The sequence below is a fragment of the Kitasatospora sp. NPDC057198 genome (assembly GCF_042670125.1).
GTDB lineage: Bacteria > Actinomycetota > Actinomycetes > Streptomycetales > Streptomycetaceae > Kitasatospora.
This window is the reverse complement of sequence record NZ_JBHUWH010000101.1, coordinates 1-20,478: the sequence shown is the minus strand read 5'-3', so window position 1 is coordinate 20,478 and position 20,478 is coordinate 1. Positions and strand designations below refer to the sequence as shown.

The 20,478-nt window shown below is 72.2% G+C and carries 18 protein-coding genes; 4 read left to right on the top strand and 14 right to left on the bottom strand.

The features are described 5' to 3' along the window. Window positions 1-74 precede the first annotated feature (74 nt). The 4 genes from ACFUEL_RS14610 to ACFUEL_RS14595 form a co-directional block, all read right to left on the bottom strand. Window positions 75-1,034 (bottom strand): hypothetical protein, encoded by a 960-nt coding sequence (locus tag ACFUEL_RS14610; protein WP_380236560.1) that lies wholly within the window; start codon window positions 1,032-1,034, stop codon window positions 75-77. After that, on the bottom strand, window positions 1,031-3,166 hold the full coding sequence (locus ACFUEL_RS14605) for a DUF6571 family protein (protein ID WP_380236559.1): 2,136 nt from the start codon (window positions 3,164-3,166) through the stop codon (window positions 1,031-1,033). Before ACFUEL_RS14605 ends, ACFUEL_RS14610 begins: the two co-directional genes overlap by 4 nt. 3 nt (window positions 3,167-3,169) lie before the next feature. Further along, window positions 3,170-3,484, bottom strand: coding sequence for a hypothetical protein (locus ACFUEL_RS14600; RefSeq protein WP_380236558.1), 315 nt, complete (start codon window positions 3,482-3,484; stop codon window positions 3,170-3,172). Between the two features lie 507 nt (window positions 3,485-3,991). After that, window positions 3,992-4,438 carry a hypothetical protein gene (locus tag ACFUEL_RS14595; protein WP_380236557.1) on the bottom strand — a complete coding sequence of 149 codons (447 nt, stop codon included), beginning with the start codon at window positions 4,436-4,438 and terminating at the stop codon, window positions 3,992-3,994. Between the two features lie 190 nt (window positions 4,439-4,628). Between ACFUEL_RS14595 and mug the strand changes: the two genes are divergently transcribed. Together mug and ACFUEL_RS14585 are read left to right on the top strand one after the other, a co-directional pair. Next, window positions 4,629-5,216, top strand: coding sequence for a G/U mismatch-specific DNA glycosylase (gene mug / locus ACFUEL_RS14590; RefSeq protein ID WP_380236556.1), 588 nt, complete (start codon window positions 4,629-4,631; stop codon window positions 5,214-5,216). Window positions 5,217-5,295: 79 nt separating this feature from the next. Continuing rightward, a complete protein-coding gene (locus ACFUEL_RS14585; protein WP_380236555.1) occupies window positions 5,296-6,672 on the top strand; it encodes a GH1 family beta-glucosidase in 1,377 nt (458 codons plus the stop codon). On the opposite strand, the gene ACFUEL_RS14580 is transcribed toward ACFUEL_RS14585, so the two are convergent. The 7 genes from ACFUEL_RS14580 to dapF (ACFUEL_RS14550) all read right to left on the bottom strand — a co-directional run bounded on the left by ACFUEL_RS14580 (window position 6,654) and on the right by dapF (ACFUEL_RS14550) (window position 14,284). Further along, window positions 6,654-7,424: a phosphotransferase gene (locus tag ACFUEL_RS14580; protein WP_380236554.1), complete on the bottom strand. Its 771-nt coding sequence runs from the start codon at window positions 7,422-7,424 to the stop codon at window positions 6,654-6,656. The two genes, ACFUEL_RS14585 and ACFUEL_RS14580, sit on opposite strands and share 19 nt — an antisense overlap. 83 nt (window positions 7,425-7,507) lie before the next feature. Next, window positions 7,508-7,825, bottom strand: a complete 318-nt coding sequence (locus ACFUEL_RS14575; RefSeq protein WP_380236561.1) for a YccF domain-containing protein — start codon at window positions 7,823-7,825, stop codon at window positions 7,508-7,510. 113 nt (window positions 7,826-7,938) lie between these two features. Next, the gene (locus ACFUEL_RS14570; protein WP_380236553.1) at window positions 7,939-8,340 is read right to left on the bottom strand and encodes a YccF domain-containing protein; all 402 of its coding nucleotides are present in this window, start codon (window positions 8,338-8,340) and stop codon (window positions 7,939-7,941) included. 169 nt (window positions 8,341-8,509) lie between these two features. Then, entirely contained in the window at window positions 8,510-9,415 is a 906-nt protein-coding gene (locus tag ACFUEL_RS14565; protein ID WP_380236552.1) for a hypothetical protein, read from the bottom strand. A gap of 80 nt (window positions 9,416-9,495) precedes the next feature. Beyond that, window positions 9,496-9,807 carry a hypothetical protein gene (locus tag ACFUEL_RS14560; protein WP_380236551.1) on the bottom strand — a complete coding sequence of 104 codons (312 nt, stop codon included), beginning with the start codon at window positions 9,805-9,807 and terminating at the stop codon, window positions 9,496-9,498. 163 nt (window positions 9,808-9,970) lie between these two features. Beyond that, window positions 9,971-13,210 carry a DEAD/DEAH box helicase gene (locus tag ACFUEL_RS14555; protein ID WP_380236550.1) on the bottom strand — a complete coding sequence of 1,080 codons (3,240 nt, stop codon included), beginning with the start codon at window positions 13,208-13,210 and terminating at the stop codon, window positions 9,971-9,973. A 198-nt stretch (window positions 13,211-13,408) separates the two neighbouring features. After that, complete coding sequence (gene dapF, locus ACFUEL_RS14550) at window positions 13,409-14,284, bottom strand: diaminopimelate epimerase (protein ID WP_380236549.1); 876 nt, start codon at window positions 14,282-14,284, stop codon at window positions 13,409-13,411. Window positions 14,285-14,555: 271 nt separating this feature from the next. On the opposite strand from dapF (ACFUEL_RS14550), the gene ACFUEL_RS14545 reads away from it, so the two are divergent. After that, window positions 14,556-15,416, top strand: a complete 861-nt coding sequence (locus ACFUEL_RS14545; RefSeq protein WP_380236548.1) for a helix-turn-helix domain-containing protein — start codon at window positions 14,556-14,558, stop codon at window positions 15,414-15,416. Between the two features lie 51 nt (window positions 15,417-15,467). On the opposite strand, the gene ACFUEL_RS14540 is transcribed toward ACFUEL_RS14545, so the two are convergent. The 3 genes from ACFUEL_RS14540 to ACFUEL_RS14530 all read right to left on the bottom strand — a co-directional run bounded on the left by ACFUEL_RS14540 (window position 15,468) and on the right by ACFUEL_RS14530 (window position 18,633). Continuing rightward, on the bottom strand, window positions 15,468-16,553 hold the full coding sequence (locus ACFUEL_RS14540) for a fatty acid desaturase (protein ID WP_380236547.1): 1,086 nt from the start codon (window positions 16,551-16,553) through the stop codon (window positions 15,468-15,470). A 57-nt stretch (window positions 16,554-16,610) separates the two neighbouring features. Beyond that, entirely contained in the window at window positions 16,611-17,609 is a 999-nt protein-coding gene (gene dapF / locus ACFUEL_RS14535) for a diaminopimelate epimerase (RefSeq protein ID WP_380236546.1), read from the bottom strand. 121 nt (window positions 17,610-17,730) lie between these two features. Next, window positions 17,731-18,633, bottom strand: coding sequence for a hypothetical protein (locus ACFUEL_RS14530; protein ID WP_380236545.1), 903 nt, complete (start codon window positions 18,631-18,633; stop codon window positions 17,731-17,733). Window positions 18,634-18,847: 214 nt separating this feature from the next. Between ACFUEL_RS14530 and ACFUEL_RS14525 the strand changes: the two genes are divergently transcribed. Then, window positions 18,848-20,446 (top strand): hypothetical protein, encoded by a 1,599-nt coding sequence (locus tag ACFUEL_RS14525; RefSeq protein WP_380236544.1) that lies wholly within the window; start codon window positions 18,848-18,850, stop codon window positions 20,444-20,446. Window positions 20,447-20,478 lie beyond the last annotated feature (32 nt).

Sequence of the window (20,478 nt, the reverse complement as noted above, 5' to 3'; positions counted from 1 at the left end):
GGGGGGGGACGCGGCCCCCCCCCCGGGGCGGGCGCACGGGGGCGGGGGCGCCCTCCCGGCGTTCCGGGGGCCGGTCAGCGGCCCCTTCCGAGCACCTCGGGCACCTCCTGCCGCTCTCGAGCGGCGGTCTGCCGGGCCCGGTCCTCGAACCTGTCCGCCGCCTCCGGGGTGAGGTCGGGGCGGACGGCCGCGACCCGTGCCCCGAAGAGCGCGGGCACCTGCCCGCCCAGCCGGGGGAAGCCGTCCGCGCCGTCCGGATCGGCCGGAGTGATCCCGTCCAGCCAGGCCGCGGCCGCCCGGTCGTCCGGATCCGACTCCTTCAACCGCCGCAGCACCTCGCCCTTCCACGCCTGTGCCACAGAGCGGTCGCGCCCGCGCAGCACGTCGTCGGCGATGCCGTCGAAGGCGCCGGCGGGCGCGGCGGCGAGGACCAGTCGGCTGACGATCTCCACGTCCGGGGCCTCCGGCCCGATGGAGGCGACACCGGCGGCGGCCAGCCGCAGATCGGCGGCGCGCAGCGCGGCATAGCCGGACGGGTCCTCCGCGAGGCCGCGCAGCACGTGCAGCAGGTCCCGCCGGTACACCGAGAGGTGGACGCCGTTCCCGTCCTGCCACACCCCGTCGCGCCCCGCGTGCCCGTTGTAGACCTCGTTGATCTCGGTGAGCACCTCGTGGGTGTCCGCGGCGTAGTCGGCGAGCGCCGCCGCGAGCGGGCCGCGCAGTTCGGGGGCGACAACGGTGCCCTCGCCGAGGACCACCACGACGGTGCGCATCGCCTCCGCCTGCGCGACGGTGTGCACCCCCGGCCGAACCCCGACGACGACGGCGCGCAGCTTCTCCCCCAACTCGCCGCACGACAGGTCGGACCGCCACCCGCCACCCAGAACGGCTTTGATCCGACCGTCACCACGCACCCTTGCACACCCCTGCTCCTCGGAGCGCAGCACCCACCACAGACCGGCACCCGCGACGAGCGCCAGCACGACGGCACCCGCGGCCAGTTCCCGGGAACGACGGGCGGCCAGGCCGCTCATGCGTTGCCCCGACCGAGATAGCGGCTGGCGACCGTACTGCTGCGGTTGCGGTCGTTGAGCAGGTTGTCCTCGACCGAATTGATCTGGTGGCTCTCAGGGTCCATGTGGCGGTCGGCGGCCCAGATGCCGATCATGTCGCTCATCTGCCGGTTGGCTTCCAGGTAGGTGTCCGAGATGTCCGCGTTGGCCTGGGTGTTGCTCTCGTCCTTCTCGTTCAGACTGACCGCGTAGGTCCAGCTGTCGACTAGCCGCTGAGCGACGTCGCCCAGCGGGGCGATCGGGGTGACCGGGGCGCCGACGACGTGGTAGAGGGCCTTGGCCTTCCAGTCGGCCTGGGCGTTCTTGTCGTCGCGCAGGTCCATGGCCGTGTCCGCGCGGATGGCGTCGAAGACGCCGAGTGCAGCGGCCCCCTTGCCCATCGAGTCCTGCATCTGCTCCGTGGTGGGGTTGGGGCCGATGGCGGCGAGGTCCTTGTCGATCTGGCCGGTCTCGGCTCGGTGCAGGGTGCCGTAAGCAGCCGGGTCGTCCGACAGACCGCGCATGAACCGCACCAGACTGGCCTGGTTGACGGACATCCGCGTGGTGTCGCCGTCCGTCCACACCGAGTTGTGATCGATGTGGCTGTTGTACGGCTGGTTGCGGCCGTTGAGCAGTTCGTGGGTGTCCCCTACGTAGTCGGCGAGGGCGTTGGCCAGTGGCTGGCGCAGCACGGCCGTGATGCTGTCACCACCGCCGTTCTCGTCCGTGATGGTGATGGTGTCGTGCATGATCCGGGCCTGGGCCTCGCTGTGCTTACCGTCGTGCATGGTGCCGGCCCGCTCGCCGGTGGCGGCGGCTTCGAGCGCGGCGGCCAGACCGCTCTGCGAGAGCGGGTCGGTCATCCCCCGGTCGCCGGCGATGGTGAGGTTGTGGTCCGTCGGCCACTGTCGTTCCTTGAGCAGGTAGTGCAGCCGGTCGTTGCCGCCGTTCGCCTCCGGGTCCAGGTAGGCGGTTGCCGAGTCGGGCTGTCGGCCCATTGCGCTCAGTACTTCGTCCAGCGGGTCCGCTCCGTACGGGGTGCCGTCGTGGGACGCTCCGAAGTCCCAGTGGGCGGGGTGTGCCTTCTCGCTGGCCACGATGTCGTCCGCGAGATCGCTCAGGAAGGGCGTGGAGTACGTCGTGTCCCCCTTGGTGACCAGGGTTCCGAGGATCTGGTACCCGTACACCGGGTGGCTGTTGGAGCCGAAGTTCTTCTCCCCGCTCTGTTTCATCCCCTCCCGCCACTTCCGGTAGAACTCCGTGTTCGGGTCCTGGGTGGCAGTGCCGACGACGCGGGCCAGGTCGGCCTCCATCCCCGGGTAGGTGGCCTTCTTGCCGCCGTTCCCGCCCGGGTCGTTCAGGGAGTTCGCGAGCTTGAGGGTGCTGTCGGGGCCGAGTCTGTCGAGCAGGGTGCGGGAGAACTCCGGGCTGTCGGCATTGGCCCGCATCAGGTTGGCGAGTTGGGCGCGTTCGTCGTCGCTCAGGCCGTCGATCCGGGTGGCGAGGTCCGCCGCGCGCTGGGCGTCGGCCGCGTCGCCACCGCCGAGCGCGCGGCTGTTGAAGCTGTGCCCGGAGCCGGTGGTGCCCGCGTCCGAGGCGGCGCGCAGGGCGTGGGCGGCGCGCTGGTCGGCGTCGGTGGCCCGGCGGATGCCGGCTTCGATGGTCCGGGTCCACTCGTCGGCTGCGTCCTGGTACGCCTGTCGGGCGCCGGGGTCGTGGTGGTACGCGTTGCCGAGGTCGGGGTCGAGGGTGCTGGGGTCGAAGACGGCGACTCCCGTCCCGGTGACCCGGAAGCCGGCACCGGTCGCGCCGGTCGCGGCGTCGCGGACCTGTTTCCGGGCAGCGGTGAAGTCCGCGTGGGCGTCGTCGAGCAGGCTGGCCAGCGCGTTCGCCTCGGTCTGGGCCGCGGAGAGGTCGTTCTGGGTCATGACCATCTGGAAGTGGGCCATGCCGGCCGCGTTGCCCTTCCAGTGGCCGTCGCGAATGAGCGAGAGCACGTCGGCGCCGTAGTCGTCCGCCATGGTTCCGCACTTCCGGGCGGTCTCGCGCCAGTCGGCGGCGGCCACGGAGAGGGTGTCCGGGTCGGCGTTGAGGACGTCTTCGTATCCGAGCACCTGTCAAGCCCTCCTCAACCGGTCGGCGAGGGACTCGTTGGTCCGTTCGTAGTTCTGCCTGCTCTGCTCCAGTGCCGCGCTGTCCCGGTGCAGGCGGGTGTTCAGGTCGTCGGCCTGCCGGTCCCATTCGGCCAGTGCGTCGCGGAGCGCGGCCGCGGTCTCCCATCCGCTGTGCGCGCCGGCGGCGGCATTGGTGGACCCGTTCGGGCCGGCGCCGAGGTTCCTGCTGTCCATGGCCATGCCGTTCAGGACCGTCTGCGCGCGGCTCATCGCCTCCAGATCGACGCTGAACTCGCCGCCTGCTGCGGGTGTGCTCACTTCCCTGCCCCTCCGTTCGGACGAACGCCTGGCGGAGTGCGGCTGTGCGCTGCCACGACGGCCCCACCGGCGCGCGGCCCTCGACGGCGGAACCGGTTCGGTCACGTCCACCGTCCCGCCCGTTCGAGCAGCCCCCCTCCGCGATTTTTGCAGGCCGTGCCCCCTCTTGGGTGCCGATTGACCGAAAAAGCACAACTAGGACGGGGGCGGAGTATGCAGAGGCGGCATCCTACCGAAATTCGGAAATGGCCTATTTTCCCGAATTTCCTGGATCTGCGCTCGCATCCCGCGCCGCCCGTCCCCCGAAACGTCCAGGTCACGGGCAGGGCGGAGCAGACTCCCCTCCCCCGAAGTGGTCTCTACCGATTCACCAGGGTGGAATCGGGTCGGACGGCGACCGAAGCGAAGAATCGGGCAACCGGGATTTCCCCGGGGTCCGGACAACGCCCGGCAGAACCGCGGCGGAGCAGTTCGCGCGGGGGAATCCGGGTGCCCCGCCGCCCGCCGTCAGTCCTCGGCGGGCCCAGTGGGGGCGAGGCGGTGCGCGTCGACGGCGGCGGTGAGGGCCGGGGCGGTGGTGTCGGTGGCGCCGAGGGCCCGTAGGACGCGTTCGAGCGGGTCGCCGTCGGGCGGGGCGAGCGGGCCGAGGGTGATCCGGCCGTCGTACCAGAGGGCGGCGCGGCGGCCCGCCGGGTGTTCGTCGTCGGCCTCGACGTAGGCGATCGGGGCGGACTTGGACCAGCCGGCGATCCGCAGGGCGAACCCGGAGGGGAACCGCTTGAACCCGAAGTCCGGCGTGCTGGAGGGGTGTTGGAGCGCGTCGTGGAGTTCGTCGGTCATCGGCACCAGCGCGAGGCCGTGCGGCAGGGGTGCGGAGCGCGCGAGCGGGACTTCGGCCGTCACCACGGCGATCAGCTCTTCGGCGGCGATCAGCGCGTTCAGTTCGTATGGCACCGCCCCATTCTCCGCCCGGGAAGTCATCAGGTCAGGAAAACAATCGAACTGACTATCCATCCGATATGCCGGACATCGGCCGCACCCGTCCCGACCTGCCGGAAGACCCCTCCGGGGCCGATGCCCCGAAAACGGTTCGCAGGCGCTCGGCGGCGCTCGCGCGCCCGCCCGGTACGGCAGAGTGGACGGGGTGACCCGTACCCCGCCGCAGCGCCCGGCCACCGGCGCCAGGCCCACGCCCGAACAGCTCGCCGCCGCCCAGGACGCCACCATCGAGGACGTGGCCGCACCCGGCCTCCGGGTGCTGTTCTGCGGGATCAACCCGGGCCTGTGGTCGGGCGCCACCGGGCAGCACTTCGCCCGGCCGGGCAACCGGTTCTGGCCCGCCCTGCACCGCTCGGGGTTCACCCCGCGGCAGCTGCGGCCGGCCGAGCAGCGGGAGCTGCTCGACTTCGGGCTGGGCATCACCAACGTGGTGGCGCGGACCACCGCGAAGGCGGCCGAGCTGACCGCCGAGGAGTACCGGGAGGGCGGGCTGGCGCTGGCCGCGCGGGTGCGGCGGCTGCGGCCGCGGGTGCTGGCGGTGCTCGGGATCGGGGCGTACCGGGCGGCGTTCGGCCGGCCGCGGGCGACGGTCGGGCCGCAGCCGGAGCCGGTCGGCGGCACCGAGGTGTGGCTGCTGCCGAACCCGAGCGGCCTGAACGCGCACTACACGCTGGACGGGCTCGCCGCCGAGTTCCGGGCGCTGCGCGAGCACCTGGAACAGCAGGACGAGTAAGGCAATCGTTTAGTCAAAAATGGATCTGCCCGGCCTTCCGAGCTGTTCAACGCAGCTTTGGGCGGTCAAGAATCGGGGCATGTCCGCACTCTCCTTCCCGCCCGGTTTCGTCTTCGGCGCCGGCACCGCCGCCTTCCAGATCGAGGGCGCCACCCGCGCCGACGGCCGCGGCCCATCCGTCTGGGACGCCTTCTGCGCCGAACCGGGCCGGATCGAGGGCGGCGACACCGGGGAGCCGGCCTGCGACCACTACCGGCGCTGGCCGCAGGACGTCGAGCTGCTGCGGCGCCTGGGCGTCGGCTCGTACCGCTTCTCGGTCTCCTGGCCGCGGGTGCTGCCCACCGGCGCCGGGAAGGTCAACCGGGCCGGGCTGGACTTCTACTCGCGGCTGGTGGACGGCCTGCTGGCGGCCGGGATCGAGCCCGCCGTGACGCTCTACCACTGGGACCTGCCGCAGGCGCTGGAGGACGGCGGCGGCTGGCGGGCCCGGGAGACGGCGCACCGCTTCGCCGAGTACGCGGCGGTGGTGGCGGGGGCGCTGGCGGACCGGGTGCCGCGCTGGACCACCCTCAACGAGCCCTGGTGCAGCGCCTTCCTGGGCTACGGCAACGGCGTGCACGCCCCGGGCGTGCGCTCGGGGACGCCCGCCCTGGCCGCCGCCCACCACCTGCTGCTCGGCCACGGCCTGGCGCTGGGGGCGCTGCGCGCGGCCGGCGTCCGGGAGGCCGGGATCACCCTCAACCTCGACCAGGTGCACCCGGCCGCCCCGGAGGACGAGGGCGCCGCGCTGCGCGCCCGCACCCAGCGCAACCTGGTGTGGACGGAGCCGCTGCTGCGCGGCCGCTACCCGGTCGCCGAGGCGGACACCTGGGGCGAGCTGATCGAGCGCCAGGACTTCCGCCGGGACGGCGACCTGGCGGTGATCGCCGCGCCAATGGACTTCCTGGGCGTCAACTACTACACCCCGGCGACCGTCCGCACCGCCCCGCACCGGGAGCCCGACCCGGCCCGCCGGGACGCCACCGACAACCGCTTCGCGCACGTCCGCGACCCGCGTGCCCGGCACACCGCGATGGACTGGGCGGTCGCCCCGGACACCCTGCGCGAACTGCTGGTGGGCCTGCGCGCGGAGTACGGCCCGGCGCTGCCGCCGCTGTTCGTCACCGAGAACGGCTCCGCCGAGCACGAGGCCCCGGGCCCGGACGGCGTGGTGCACGACGCCGACCGGATCGCCTACCTGGACGGCCACCTGCGGGCGGTGGCCGGGGCGCTGGCCGCGGGGGTGGACGTGCGCGGCTACTACGTGTGGTCGCTGCTGGACAACTTCGAGTGGACGTACGGCTACGGCAAGCGCTTCGGGGTGGTGCACGTCGACTACGCGACGCAGCGGCGCACCCCGAAGGACTCGTACCACTGGTACCGGGAGCTGATCTCCCGTCACTCCGCCAGGAGTTGAGCCTCGAACCGGGTGCGTTCGCGCACCACGTACGCGGCGTCGGAGAGGTACATCAGGTGGTGCCCGTCGGCCAGGTGCGAGGCGAACGCGGCGCTCCCGGCGGCGGCCTCGGCCCGCATGTGCGCGACCAGGGCGTGCAGCCGGGCCTCGATCGCGTCGACCAGGCCCGCCCGGTCGGCCCGTCCGAGGCCGTACGCGTCGCAGAACTCCCGTACCCGGGCCGCCTGTTCGTCGGGGGTGCCGAAGCCGTCGGCGTTGCCGGGGGCGGTGGTGGGCGCCCAGCGGTAGGCCGCGTAGGCGACGTCCCACAGCCGGGGGCCGGGGTGGGCGGTGTCGAAGTCGATCACGCCGACCACGTGTTGGCCGTCCAGCACGCAGTTGTGCGGGGCGTAGTCGCCGTGGCAGACCACCTCGGCGGGCTCGCGGGCGGGCAGCATCCAGCCCTCGGCCGTGTAGCCGGCCGTGGCGTCGTGGTAGGCGCGCAGCAGGCGGGCCGCGTCGAGCAGCGCGGTGCGGGAGGCGGCGGCCGGGGTGGGCGGGTAGTCGGAGACCTCGCCGGGCAGGAAGTCCAGCACCTCCCGGCCGTCCCCGGCCAGGCCGTGGAACCGCGGCCCCGCGGTGAACCCGGCCGCCCGCACGTGCGCCAGCAGCCCGTGCACGGCCGGCGACCACGGCCCGGTCGGACGCAGTACCCGGTCTCCGCGCCGCTCCACCTGGTTGACCCCGCCGGCCATGACCTCGCCGTCCGCCATCCGCCGCTCCTCACCGTCCGTGCACGACCCGGCAGTTGTACCCCGCGCCGGGCCGCTCCGCGAACGGTTTTCGGGCGTACCGGTCAGCGGCTGCCGAAGCCCTGGTCGGTGGAGACCACCTCGCGGCCCAGCGGCATGAGGGAGATCGGCACCATCTTGAGGTTGGCCCAGCCGAACGGGATCCCGATGATCGACACGAACAGCGGGATGCTGGTGACGATGTGCCCCAGCGCCAGCCACCAGCCCGCGAGCACCAGCCAGATCACGTTGCCCACGCAGGACGGTGCGCCCGCGTCGGCCCGCACCACGGTGGTGCGGCCGAACGGCCAGAGCATGAACCCCGCGAGGCGGAAGGACGCGATGCCGAACGGGATCGTTGCCCGGTGATCAGCTCCGCGCAGCGAAACCGCTCCGGTTCCGGCTCTCGGTCGCTGCGGCACCGGGGCAGCGCCGGCCCCGGTAGCTCGGACGCGGGTTGGGGTCCGGCGATGACCGTACATCGCCGGACCCGCGGTCAGCGCCCACCGAACTGCTCGTCCGTGGAGACGACCTCGCGCCCCAGCGGCATGATCGAGATCGGGATCATCTTCAGGTTGGCCCAGCCGAACGGGATCCCGATGATCGACACGAACAGCGGGATGCTGGTGACGATGTGCCCCAGCGCCAGCCACCAGCCCGCGAAGACGAACCAGATCACGTTGCCCACGCAGGACGGCGCGCCCGCATCCGGCCTCTCCACCGTCGTCCGTCCGAACGGCCAGAGCACGTAGCCGGCGATCCGGAAGGCCGCAACGCCGAATGGAATGGTGACAATGAGGACACAACAGATGATTCCGGCAATCACATAGCCGATGGCCATCCAGATGCCGCAGAAAAGCAGCCAGATCACATTGAGTACGAACCCGATCACCTTCACCGCACCAGCCTCCCACGGCTCGTTCCCTCCGTCTCGGCAACCAGGCCGTCGAACAGCGCATCGACAGGCCGGGGCCGTGCCCAGGGCGCTCAGCGCGAACCCAGAGCCGTGCCGCGCAGCACGGGTGGAGGCCATTCAGCCACTGCGTCAGCCCTGACCGCCGTTGGCCTCAGCGCCCGAACAGCGCCCAGAGCTTCTGGAGCGTGCTCAGGGCCCGGCGGCCGAACAGCCCGGCGGCCGCGATCAGCATGCCCACCATCGCGGTCTGGGCCTGCACCTCTCCGGCCAGGCCGACGGTGCCGGCGGCCCACGTCAGTACGGGGTAGGCCGCCGCGAGGGCGATCAACCGTGTGGTCTCGAACCCGCGCGAGGGCTGGACGTCCTTGAGGTCGGATTCAGGGAGCAGAGCTCCCAGCCGCCCCTCGACGTACGCCTCGGCAATCGAGTGCAGCTTGGCCGCCAAGTCGCACCGCGCGAGCTCCGGATAGGTGTCCAGACCTGATTCGGCTGTCCGGAGGGCGGCGACCACTCGACCGGCATGGTCTTTGAGCGCACGCTGCCGGTGTGAGAAACGGGGTACGGTCCCGCGCCGGTTGCGGGCCTGCCGGACGGCTCGTTCACAGGCTCTCAGCAGCCGTGGAAGGTCGTCGCGCTCTGGCAGGGCGCAGGCCGCGAGCGCCCGAAGGACGGGTTCCAGGGTCCGGTGGGACTGCCACTTCCCGTCCAGACTGCTGACCATCTTGTTCGCGGTCCACTTCGTGGCCCACACAGCCACGAAGAGCATGCCGTAGAGGACCAGCGCCATCAGCAGGGCGGAAACCCGGCTCGGGAGAACGGCCAGCCGGCTGAAGAGTCCCGACTCCTTCACGATGCCGACTTCGATCTGGAAGACCACCATGCCGAGGAGCATGGACACGAACGAGAAGAGGTTGAACCAGGGCTCGAGCTTGTGCGCGGCCCGGATCTCGGTCCGCAGGCCGGCCGATAACTGCCGCCCGGACGCGACCGCGTCCAGCGCGCCCTGCGCCTCCCGGGTGAGTTTGCGCGCAGCCGCCCCTCCGGGCGCCGAGGTCATCAGCCGCCACCGCTTTCGCAAGCGTCCCAGCAGTCGCGCTGCCCGCGGCACCGTCGCCGGAGACCCTGCCGCAGCGACCATCAGCGAACACCGTCGGTCGCGTCGTGGGCCCGGCGGAGCTGGTTGCCGAGCTGGGCCGCGATGGCCGCGGCCTCGGCGATGTGTCGGCCGGCAGCAGGAGCGCCCGAGTCCCCGGTCATGCGCGGCAGGGCTCCAGCCTGCTGCAGCAGCACCTGCGAGAGGTCGCCGACCAGGTCACGCAGCAGTTCGAGGGACTTGGAGATGTCGCGCGGACGGTCCCAGGCCGCCTGGCCGCCAGCGAGGGCCTCGGCGGTACGGCTGACGGACTTGACAGCGTCCTTGAGCAGGTACGTCGGATCGTAGGTGCCCACTGGTTCCCCCCTGGGTCGGCATGGTCGAGGCCCCAGCCTGCCCGAAGAACAAGCACCTGGAGGCGGAAACAGACAATGCCCCCGCGGTAGTGGTCCTCGTACGACTGGGTGCGGGCACCAAGTGGCGGTCGCGAGAGCTGAGTCGAAAGCGGTTCGGCGGAGCTCAGCCTCCGGAGGTGCCGGTCGGCTTGGCGCTCCAGTCGTACCGGGGCAGGCGGTCGCCGAGGTCGGTGAAGAACCGCTCCTGGGTCCAGAGTTCGTGGTTGCCGATGACGAACAGCCGCCGTTTGGCCCGGCTGACCGCCACGTTCAGGAGGTTGGGCCGCTTGGCCGCCCACGTCCGGGCGCCGGGGGACCGGGGATCGGTGCCGAGGACCAGGATGACCACGTTCGCTTCCTTGCCCTGGGTGGTGTGGACGGTGCCGACCCGATCCGCCTTCATGAACGGTCGACTCGTCCTGCGGGCCCCGGCGACCACGGCCCGGAACGGGCTGATGACGTAAGCCTCCTGGTCGAGGTCGATCCCGTGGTCCCGGAGCTTCTTGAGCATGCTGTGCAGCGCGAGTCCCTCGTCCGGGACCCAGTGCCCTTCGGAGTGTACGGAGCCGACGTGCACCCAGGAGCTGAGCGGACGGTAGGCGTACGGGTCGGGGTAGCGGGTGCCGTTGACCATCAGGCCGTCGTACGCGATGGCGTTGCTGACCGTGAACATCGGGTTCTCGCAGCGGCGGTGCACCCGCAGCGGGGCGCCGACCCACACCTCCGTCGATCCGTCGGGGAGTTCGGCGGGCAGCGTGGTGCCGTAGCGGGTGACCCGGTCGGCCACCTGCTGGACGGAGGTCCAGCCCGGGATCCACTCCTCGCCGACGCCGTACTGTCGGCGCAGTGCCTGCTGCGCGGTGAACGGGACGGTGACGACGGGCTCCAGTTGCAGCGGGTCGCCGACCACGACGGCCCGGCGGGCGCGCCACAGGCCGCCGACCGCCATCTGCGGGCTGGCCTGGCCGGCTTCGTCGATGAACAGCCAGCCGAGGGAGTCCTGTCCGAGGCCGGTGAACACCCGGTCGAGGGAGGCGAAGGTGGTGGACAGCACCGGCACCACCAGGAACAGGTTCTGCCAGGCCGCCAGGCGGGCCCGTTCGGGGACGGACGCGGGGGCCGACCCCGTCACGACGTCCATCGCGGCGCGCAGGTTGCCCCACATCGTCCGGGCCGTGCACCGCACGAACGCCTTGTGCAGGTCGAGCGCGGCCAGGAAGACCTCGGTGCGGGCTTCGGAGATCTCCTCGTCGGCCCAGGGCGAGGACAGCTCGCGGGCCTCCTCGCTCGTGTCCGCCGGGTCGGGCACGTGCGCGCCCCAGCGCGCACGGCCCCGGTCGGCCACCTCCCGCAGTCCGGCCTCGTGCGCCCGGGCCGTTTCCAGGGCTCGCGCCGACTGCCCGTACGCGCTCTCCGCCCGGGCCGCTCCGGTCGTGGCCCGCTGCTGTCGTGTGCGCGCGGCGTCGGCCTGTTCCAGGGCCTGCTGCTCGCGTTCGCCGTGCTGCCGGTCGAGGGCCTGCCAGTCGCGCACCGCGCGCCCCAGGGTGAGCACGGTGTCCACCAGTCCCGGGCGCCGCGCGTGGTGGGCCTGCCGGAGCCCCGCCACCTCGCCGAGATGCTCCTGGGCACCGCGCGCCTCGCTGTCGGCCGCGCGCTGTTCCTGCCGCCACTGGTCCAGGAGCCCGGCCGCAGCCGTGGTCTGCTGCTCCGCCTGTTCGATCCCCGCAAGGGCGGCCGGTGCGCCGCCGAGCGCGGCAGCGCAGGTGGCGCGCTCGGCGACGAGGCGGTCCACCTCGGCCAGCGCCCGGACGAAGCGCTCCTTCGCGTTCCTCCACACCCCCGCCTGCGACTCGCTCCAGTAGGAGGAGAGGAGGTTTGACAGCCCGTGACCGGTCTCCTGCCAGCCCTTCCCCTTCACCGGCGGCAGGTCCGGTCCCTGGGGCGTGGTCGGGTCGTCGGGCAGGTACTTGCCGTACCACAGGCGGTTGACGAAGGCGATCCGGTTGGTCTTGTTGCCCAGGTGGGCGGCCACCGTGCCCCAGGCCGGTACGCCCTTGAGCAGCCGGGTGCCCTGCTCGGCGAAGTAGTCCACCTCGTCGCGCCACTTCGGTGCCAGCGCGGCGCGCGCGGGGATCTCCTTGGAGATGTTCTCCACCGCACCGTTGTTGGCCGAGGCCACCACCATCTCGAAGCCCGTCAGTTCGGGCCGCAGCAGGCGCACCGTGCGGGTTTGCTCGCCGCTCTTCCACCTCAGCGGGGTCTCCAGGAAGGCGTCGGACGGCTTGCGCAGGTCGGCGAGGGCCCGCGCTCGTTCGACGATCCGGTCGGCGATCGCGTCGCGCAGCATGGTGGTCTTGCCGGTCCCGGGCGGGCCGTTCACCGAGAACACGCCGCCTTCGCAGGCCAGTTCGGTGTGGATCGTGTTGACCGCGAACTGCTGGCTGAGGGCCAGCGGGTGCTTGGCGGCGGCCGGCCAGCGGCCCGCCGGGGAGCATCCGGGTTCGACCCTCTCCAGGACGAACTGCGGGCGTTCGCGGAGGTCGATCCGCAGGGCTTGGTTGCGCTCGCCCAGCGGGGTCAGGTATTCGGCCAGGGCCCGGCCCGGGTCGCCGGCTTCGAGGGAGGTCGCGACCCGCGCGAGGTCCGCGGCGATGAAGCTGTTGAGGAAGTCCTGCTGGTCGGCGTCCTGGGCCCGGTCCCTGCGGACCTGGACGCTGCGCACCCTCAGCCCGGCGGGTTCGAGGCCGTGCTCGACGCCCCAGGCCCGGGAGAGGTCGGCGACGAACGCCAGCAGGTCCGCCGCGTCGACGACCTTGCGGTCGGTGCCCTCCGGATCCTCCTCCGGGCCCGCGTCGGGTTCCGGCAGCTCTCCGTCCTCGGGCGGGTGTCCCAGCGCGGTGGCGCGGGCCCGCCATGCCGCCTCGTCCGTCCCGAAACCGACCAGCCAGCCGAAGAGGTCCACGTTCCGGGTCAGGGCCCGGCCCACCGCCCAGCCGCAGGTCGAGATGACCGGCGAGTCCGGCACCACCGTCCCCCGGTCGTCGACCGTGAGGGCGAACAGCGCACCCTGGCTGTCCAGCCTGCCGTCGTGGCTCTCCTCGTCCCGGCCGAAGACCTTCATCAGGGTGTCGCGGACCTTCGCCAGTGGGAAGAGCCCGCCGTAGACCACGTGCTGCCAGACGAACCCCGCCGGCAGCGGAACCTGCCGGAGCCGGTGCCCTTCCTCCCAGGGGAGCCGCCCCGCACCGTCGGGGTCGTAGATCCGCTCCCGGTCGTTCGGCGCCGGCACGGTCTGGGCGCTGAACAGCTCGACCGCGCGCCAGAACTCCACCACTGCTGCCGACCGCTTGCCCCCGGCTGCCATGCCGCCTCCCGAATCGTCGGCACCACCGTATGCGAACCGCGCCGGTACGGGGAGGGAGCCTCCCCGCTCGGAACCGGGGTGGCCGGCCCTCCCGATCGGTGCGCCGAGGGCGCCGCGGGCGAGGTCGGTGACGGTCCCGGCGAGGAGCCCGCGGTGGACACTGAACGGGACCAGGTGGGGCTTGCCCCGCAGGGGAGGTCAGGGCTGCGGGGTCTCTCGGCGGCCCATGCGGTCGGGGTAGCCGGTGCCGGTGGCGACGAGGACGGCGGGGCCGGAGAGGTGCATGTCACCGTCCGGGGCGACGTCGACCGCCAGGCTGCCTCCGGCCACGTCCACGGTGTACCTGCCCGTGGGCAGCCCGGGTTCCCGATGGAGAACGGCGGCGACGGCGGCGACGGCGCCCGTGCCGCAGGAGCGGGTCTCGCCGGCGCCGCGTTCGTGGACGCGCAGGGCCAGGTGGGCCGGGCCTCGGGTGGTGACGAAGTCGACGGTGACGCCCTCGGGGTAGGCCCCGGCCGGTTCGACGGTGGGCGGGGTGCTCAGGTCTCCGGGGTCGGCGAGGTCGTCGACCTGGACGACGGCGTGGGGGTTGCCGACGTCGACGTGGAGGGCGGGCCAGGTGCGGCCGTTGGCGGTGACCTTGATGCCGTCGGGCCCGGGGAACACGGGACGTCCCATGGCCACGGTGGGATGGCCGCCGGAGCCGCCGCCGGGGATGTGGACCTCCCGGACGCCGGAGCGGGTGGCGATGGGGACGGTACCGGGCCGGGCGCGGCCGGTCTCCAGGAGGTAGCGGGCGAAGAGCCGGATGCCGTTGCCGCACATCTGGGCGGTGGTGCCGTCGGGGTTGCGGTAGTCCATGAACCATTCGGCCTCGTCGGCCATGTCCGCGGCGTCCGGGTGGGCGGCGGAGCGGGTCACGAGCAGGAGGCCGTCGGCGCCGATGCCGGCCTGCCGGTCGCAGAGGGCGATGACGTCGGCGGGGGTGAGTCCGAGTTCGGCGTCGGGGTCCGGCACGAGGAGGAAGTCGTTCTCGGTGCCATGGCCCTTGGTGAAGGTCAGCGTGCGGGTCACGTGGATCTCGGGGCTTTCTGCGTGCGGGGCGGGGAGAGCCGGTCGGCCGGTGTCGGCTCCTGCGCGGAGCGGGCGCCGGGCTCTACAGTGTCCTTCACGCAAGTTCCACGCAAGTGCGTCACGCAAGTGCGCGGGCCTGTAGTCGCGATTCTCCCCCCGGATGCAGGACAAACGCTGGAAGGACCCCATGGCAGGCCCCAACCCCTATCGGGCAGACTTGCGTCACGCGCTTGCATCACGCAAGGGAAAGCCCGTCCAAGGAGTCCGCCGAGTGAGTCTGACCAACCCGCTCGAGGCCCGCCTGCTGCTGGGCAACGAATTGCGCAGGCTGCGCCGCGCCGCAGGGCTGACCATGCACCAGGTCGCCGAGCACCTGGACTGCTCCGACTCCCGGATCTCCCGGTTGGAGAACGGCAAGCTGACCGGGGCGGTCCTCAAGCCCGTCGAGTTGCGGCGGCTCGCCGTCCTGTTCGGCGTGACCGACGTGACCGCCGTGGACGACCTCCTACGCCTGCTGGGTGAATCCGAGACCACCGCCTGGTGGGCCCCGTACGAGGACGTCATGCCCTCCGGACTGGACTCCGTGCTCGGGATGCAGACCGCCGCCCACCGTGAGCGCGCCCCCGAGACACTCCTCATCCACAGCCTGCTGCAGACCGCCGACTACACCCGGGCCCTGCTCGAAGGCTCCGGCTTCCACAGCCCGGCGGCGGTCGAACGCCTGGTCGCCCTCCGCGGCCGCCGCCCCGAGGTCCTCCACAAGCCGGGGAACCCGCTGAATCTGGAGGTCGTCCTCGACGAAGCCGCCCTGCGGCGGCCGGTCGGCAGTCCCAAGATCATGCGTGAGCAACTGCGGGCGATCATCGCCACCGTCCAGGCCCTGTCCAACGTCACCGTCCTGGTCCTGCCGTTCGCGAGCGGCGCGCACGCGGGCCTGTCCGGCGCCTTCTCACTCTTCGACATCGGCGACCAGCCGACGGTCGCCTACGTCGACTCCCCGGCCGGCAACCTCCTCCTGCACGGCGAGCGCGAGGTCCGCCAGCTCGCCGACGCCTACCAGCGGATCCGTCGGCGCGCGCTGGGGCAGGAGGAGTCCCTGCGGTTCATCGACCAGGTCGCCAAGGAGACCTGAGCACGGCCCCCGGCCCGGTACACGCCACCGCCCGGCCTCCGCCGACAGCACTCACACCCTGCTCGGCACTCCCCGCGCACCCGGGACGGTGTTCGGCGCCCCGGAGGGGTCGGTCGACGCCAGCGCCCGCCAGTGCCGGGCGACCACCGCCCCGCGACCGGCCAGCAGCCCGGACGGCGTGGCCTCCGGCATGCCCAGCACCCGTTCCAACGCGGGCAGGTAGTTCCACCTGACCGCCGGGTGCGCCGAGTGCGCGAAGTGGAACAGGTCGCCGTAGGGCAGCCAGGTGGCGCGTGCGAACAACGCCGCCACCGGGCCGGCGGGGTACAGCCGCAGACACCGACCGGCCTCCACCGCGACCGGCCCACCGGTGGACGGTGCGGCGTCGAACCAGCGGTGTTCCACGATCAGGGACAGCCATGCCAGCTGCGGGTACAGGACCAGCCGCGGGAGCGCGTACCCGAAGACCGCCCCCGGCCATCCGCCCAGCAGGAAGGCGGCGGTCGGAGCCGCGACGAACGCAGCGGCCCGCCACCACCCGTACGCATGGGGCGCCAGGTTCGCCACGATCGAACGGCAGGTGGCGGCGGCCCCCGCCGGGGTGAGCGGGAAGACGATGCCCATGGTGTAGCGGGCCCGGCCCACCCCCGGGCGCAGCCCTGCCCGCTCCAGGTCCGCCAGATTCGGGTCACGCCCGGCCACAGTGGCGTTGGGGTGGTGCTCACGCACGTGCCGGCGGCGGCGGTCCTCCACCGGGCCCAGGCCCATCGGCAGGTGGACGCACGCCTCGGCGAGGACCGTGCCCAGCCTCGGGGTGCGGGTTAGGACCCCGTGGACGGCGAAGTGGCTGACCTCCTGGAGGTGGCGCGCCTTCACCGCCACCGCCAGCGCGGACAGCACCCACCCGGTGGGCCCGGCCGCACCGGCCAGCATCCACCAGCCGGCGATCTCCGCCAAGTGCCCGGCCATCAGCAGGACCGGGGTGGCGTCGTTGGCCCGCTCCCGCTGGATCTCCATCAGGCCCCGGCGGGTGGCGGCCCGCTCCCGGGCCCCCCGCGCGGGGCTGAACCACCAGCGGTCGGCCTGGCGCAGCACGATCGCCCCCGCGATCAGCAGCAGGCAGCCTTGGACGTCCATCGGGTTCCCCTCCCCCTCGCTCCGGCCCGGCCCGGCCGGAACGGAGTCGGCGAACGTCTAGATCTCGGACGAGCCGACCCCGGCGGCCTCCAACGCCTTCAGATTGTCCTTGTACAGCAGATCGAACGCGGCGATTTCCGCGAGTTCGGCCTGACCGGGGACGAGGTCCAGCGGGGCTTCGTCCAGCAGCGCGGAGGAATCCAGCTCGACTTCGTAGACGACGGTGGCGTTGCCTTCGAGGACCGGCTGCCACTGCCCGGCCTTCTCCTGCAGCCACACCCGGGCCGGACCACCGACGTTGCGGACCACCACCGCCTGGCCGGGCTCGGCGAGGCCGAGGCGGGAGAGGACCGCCCGGGAGGCGGAGTTCCCCGAGCCGCACGAAGGAGTCAGCCCGGCGCCACGCTCGAAGGTGCGCACGAACACCTCGCCGTCGGCGAGGGGCTGTACGAAGGAGACGTTCGCCCCGATCGGGAACGCCGAGCTCAGGTCGGCGACGCGGCTGCCGGTGGCCACCAGGTCGGCCCGGTCGTAGGAGTCCACAACGCTGACCAGGTGCGAGTTCGGCATCGCCACCGCGGTCGTCCGCAGCGCGGGGTGGTAGGCGGGCAGGAGCTGTCCGACGAACGGGGAGGCGACGTCGGCGACGATCGCCTCCTGCGGGGAGAAGTCGGCCGGCGGCAGTTCGACGGCGACCTGCCGCACACCGTGCGGTGTGGTCTGCGCGGCGCGGACGGTGAAGGTGTAGGGGCCGGTGTTGACCGTCCAGGACTCCGCACCGTGGCGGTCCAGCAGCAGCCTGCCCGCGCAGCGCATGCCGTTGCCGCACAGCAGGGCCGGAGACCCGTCCGGGTTGAAGAACCATGCCTGCGCGGTGCCGTCCCCGTGGTCCTCGACGAAGTAGACGCCGTCCGAGCCCAGACCGCTCTTGCGGTCGCACAGCCTCGTCACGGCCCGTTCGAGGTCGGCGGCCGGGAAGTGCCGGTCGGGCGCGCCGTCGATCACGAAGATGTCGTTGCGGGAGCCGTGGGTCTTGGTGATCGAAAGTCGGGACATGGGCTGTTCTCCGCCCTCACGCCGGCGCCGGCCGCTCGGCTCGTGCCGTCCATCGTACCGAGGCGGCGATCATCGTTCCGAGGCAGCGGCCGCCGCCCCGAGCACCGTCCGACGGGCGGGGTCAGAGCTTGTCGACGGCTTCCGCGACCCGGCGCTCGTCCCACTCCGCGGCGTTCAGCATCGGCCGCGCCACCGCCTCGTAGGTCTGCAGGACGAACGGGGCGGCGTCGGTGCCGTGGCCCCAGATCGATTCGAACCTCCCGGTCCAGCGGTCGATCTGCTTGAAGTACACCGAGGAGCGGCCGCGGGTGTACTCGGCGTCGCCCTGGTCCTCCTCGACCAGCACCGCGGCCCGTGCGACGACCACGAAGTCGATCGCCTGGTCCGCGCGCAGCCGGTCGCGCACCGCGATGCCGCAGGTGACGCCCAGGGAGCGGTGGTGGTCGACGAGTTGCAGCAGGGAGCGGGCGTAGTCCTCCCGCGCCAGGTCGGCGGCGAAGGCGATGAACAGCCGCTGGATGGTGCCGCCGGCCTCGACCAGGCGCCGGTTGACCGCGAGGTACTCCCGGCGCTGCTTGAGCAGGCTCGGGTTCGTCGTCAGGTCCGCCGCCAGCACCCGCTTCGGCTCCGACCCGGAATCGATCAACGCCTGGAACAGCAGCACCGACAGCCGCGGCACCTCTCCCGCGTACACCTGAAGGTGCCCGTCCGCGATCTCACCGAAGTCGGTGATCAGCTCCTGTTCGAGCTGGCCGCGAACGAGGTCGAAATACCGCGCATCGGACATGTCCTTGTTGTTGGCCCGGCGCAGGGTGATGTAAACCCGGCGCATCCAGAGGTGGTTGGCCACCAGGAACAGCAGCAGCGCCGTCTCCACCGCCAGGACGACGTGCAGGCTGACCGAGTCGCTGAGCCAGCCCACCAGCGGCGTGGCGACACCGACGACACCGATCACCCCGTTCAACAGCGGCGACGACAGTAGATCGGCGACCTTGGCGGTCACGTCCTTGCGTGCTTCGGCCATCTCTCGAATCCCCCTGCTCCCCCAGCCGGACCTTCAGCCTTCGATGATCCCGGACCCGGCAGTCGCTCGACAAGTGGGTGCCTCGGCCCCAAAGCGGGTGGAGGTCGGGGCACTTGACACGGGAAAACGTCTCTCGCCCCACGCCATCCGACTTTCCTGTCGGCACCCGGGCGCACAATGAGACAAGCAACCGATATCAACCAACTGGAGCAGAATGGACACACGACTCATCCAGACGGCAGTTCTCGGCAGCCCGGACTCGGACGTACCCGTGGTGTGCCCGGAAGACGCTGACGAACTGGATGCCTTCCGGCGGGAGCACGCCGACGAGACCTGGTGGTGCGGCACGCACCTGCCCGGAGGCTGTGGTCGACGGTTGACGACGAAGCTGTACCGGGACCGAATCTCCCACTTCGCCCACTATGCCGACGGCGGCTCGGAACACCGCTGCGGGGGCGCTTCGCGCGGCAAGGACAGCGCGAACCACCTTTTCGTGAAAGCCGACTTGGCCACCTGGCTGCGCTCGCAGGGCGTCGTGGCCGAGTTCGACTTCCCGGAACCGATCGGGTCCGCGGTGCGGGCGCGTCTGGAGGACGGCCGCATCCTGCTGGTCCACCTCGACCAGCAGCGGGAAGTCGGTTGGGACGACGAGAAGGTCTGGGAGTTCTTCCTCGGGCCCGGCGTGCAAGCCGGCCCCGAGGTGCTCGACCGGCGCGGCCGCGTCCACCGGATCCGCCTGGACAAGAACGACAGCGGTACCCCGACCACAACCACAGGCGTGCAGGAGGCGGGCAGCGGAACCCGTTGGTTCCCGCTGGCGGGGCTGGTGCTGTCCACCGACGGCCTTTCCGCGCCCGACGTCGGCATCCCCCTCGCGGCTCCGCAACCTCACCTCTCCGAGCGGAAATCCGCTGCAGTACCCACGAAGAACGCCACCGTTCCCCTCCCCCGGACTGCCGTCGCCCCCGCGGCGGCCGCGCGGCATTCCGACCAGACGCTGCAGGCACTCCAGCGAATCGACAGCGCACTGCATCTCGAACATCCCGGCCAGGTCGCGGCGGCGGTGCGCCTTGCCGAAGAACACCTGCTCTCCGGGCTGCCCGAGACGGAAGACGGCCGGGAGCTGCGTGCTGCGGTGGCGAAGGGGCACCGCTGGCAGGAACAGCGCTCGCGGCGGCGGGCCACGGTCGTCTCACAGCTGCGCGAGGACTTCACCGCCGGCCGACCGGTAGGCGTACTACTGCGTCAAGCCGTGGAGTTGGTCGCCGACGAGGACGCCTCCAACGACGACCGGGCCACCGTCGCGGACATCCGGACGCGTTTCGTGCTGCGGGTCGAGGAGGAGAAGGCGAAGCGCGCACGGCTGGAAGCCGAACGAGCGGCACGCACCCGGCCCGCCCGGATCGAGCAGGCCCCACCGCGGCCGATGCCCCGGCCCCGCGCTCCGGGGCAAGTTGATCCGTCGGAGCTCGCCGACATCGCCCGAGGAGTGCACGGCGCTCTGAAGAAGGCTGCCCGGGAAGGACGCGGCACCTCCTGGGACGACCTCCGGCGGCGGAGCGGCGACCGGCGCCTCACCCGACTCGGCCTCCGGGACAAGGCCGAGGTGCTGTATCTGGTGGACCAACATGCCCAGGAGGACGAGCCCCTGCTGTCCGTCCTCCTGACGGCAGCGGACAGCGCCCTCTCCCTCCAGCTGTATCGCGATGTCGCGCATCTGCTCGGCCGTCCGCTGCCCGCGCTCGACCAGGCCCTGGCCGACCATCTGGCCACCGAACGTGCCGAACTCCACCAGTGGTGGAAACACCGCTGATCGACCCCCAGTGGTGGGGGCGCCCCCCCGCG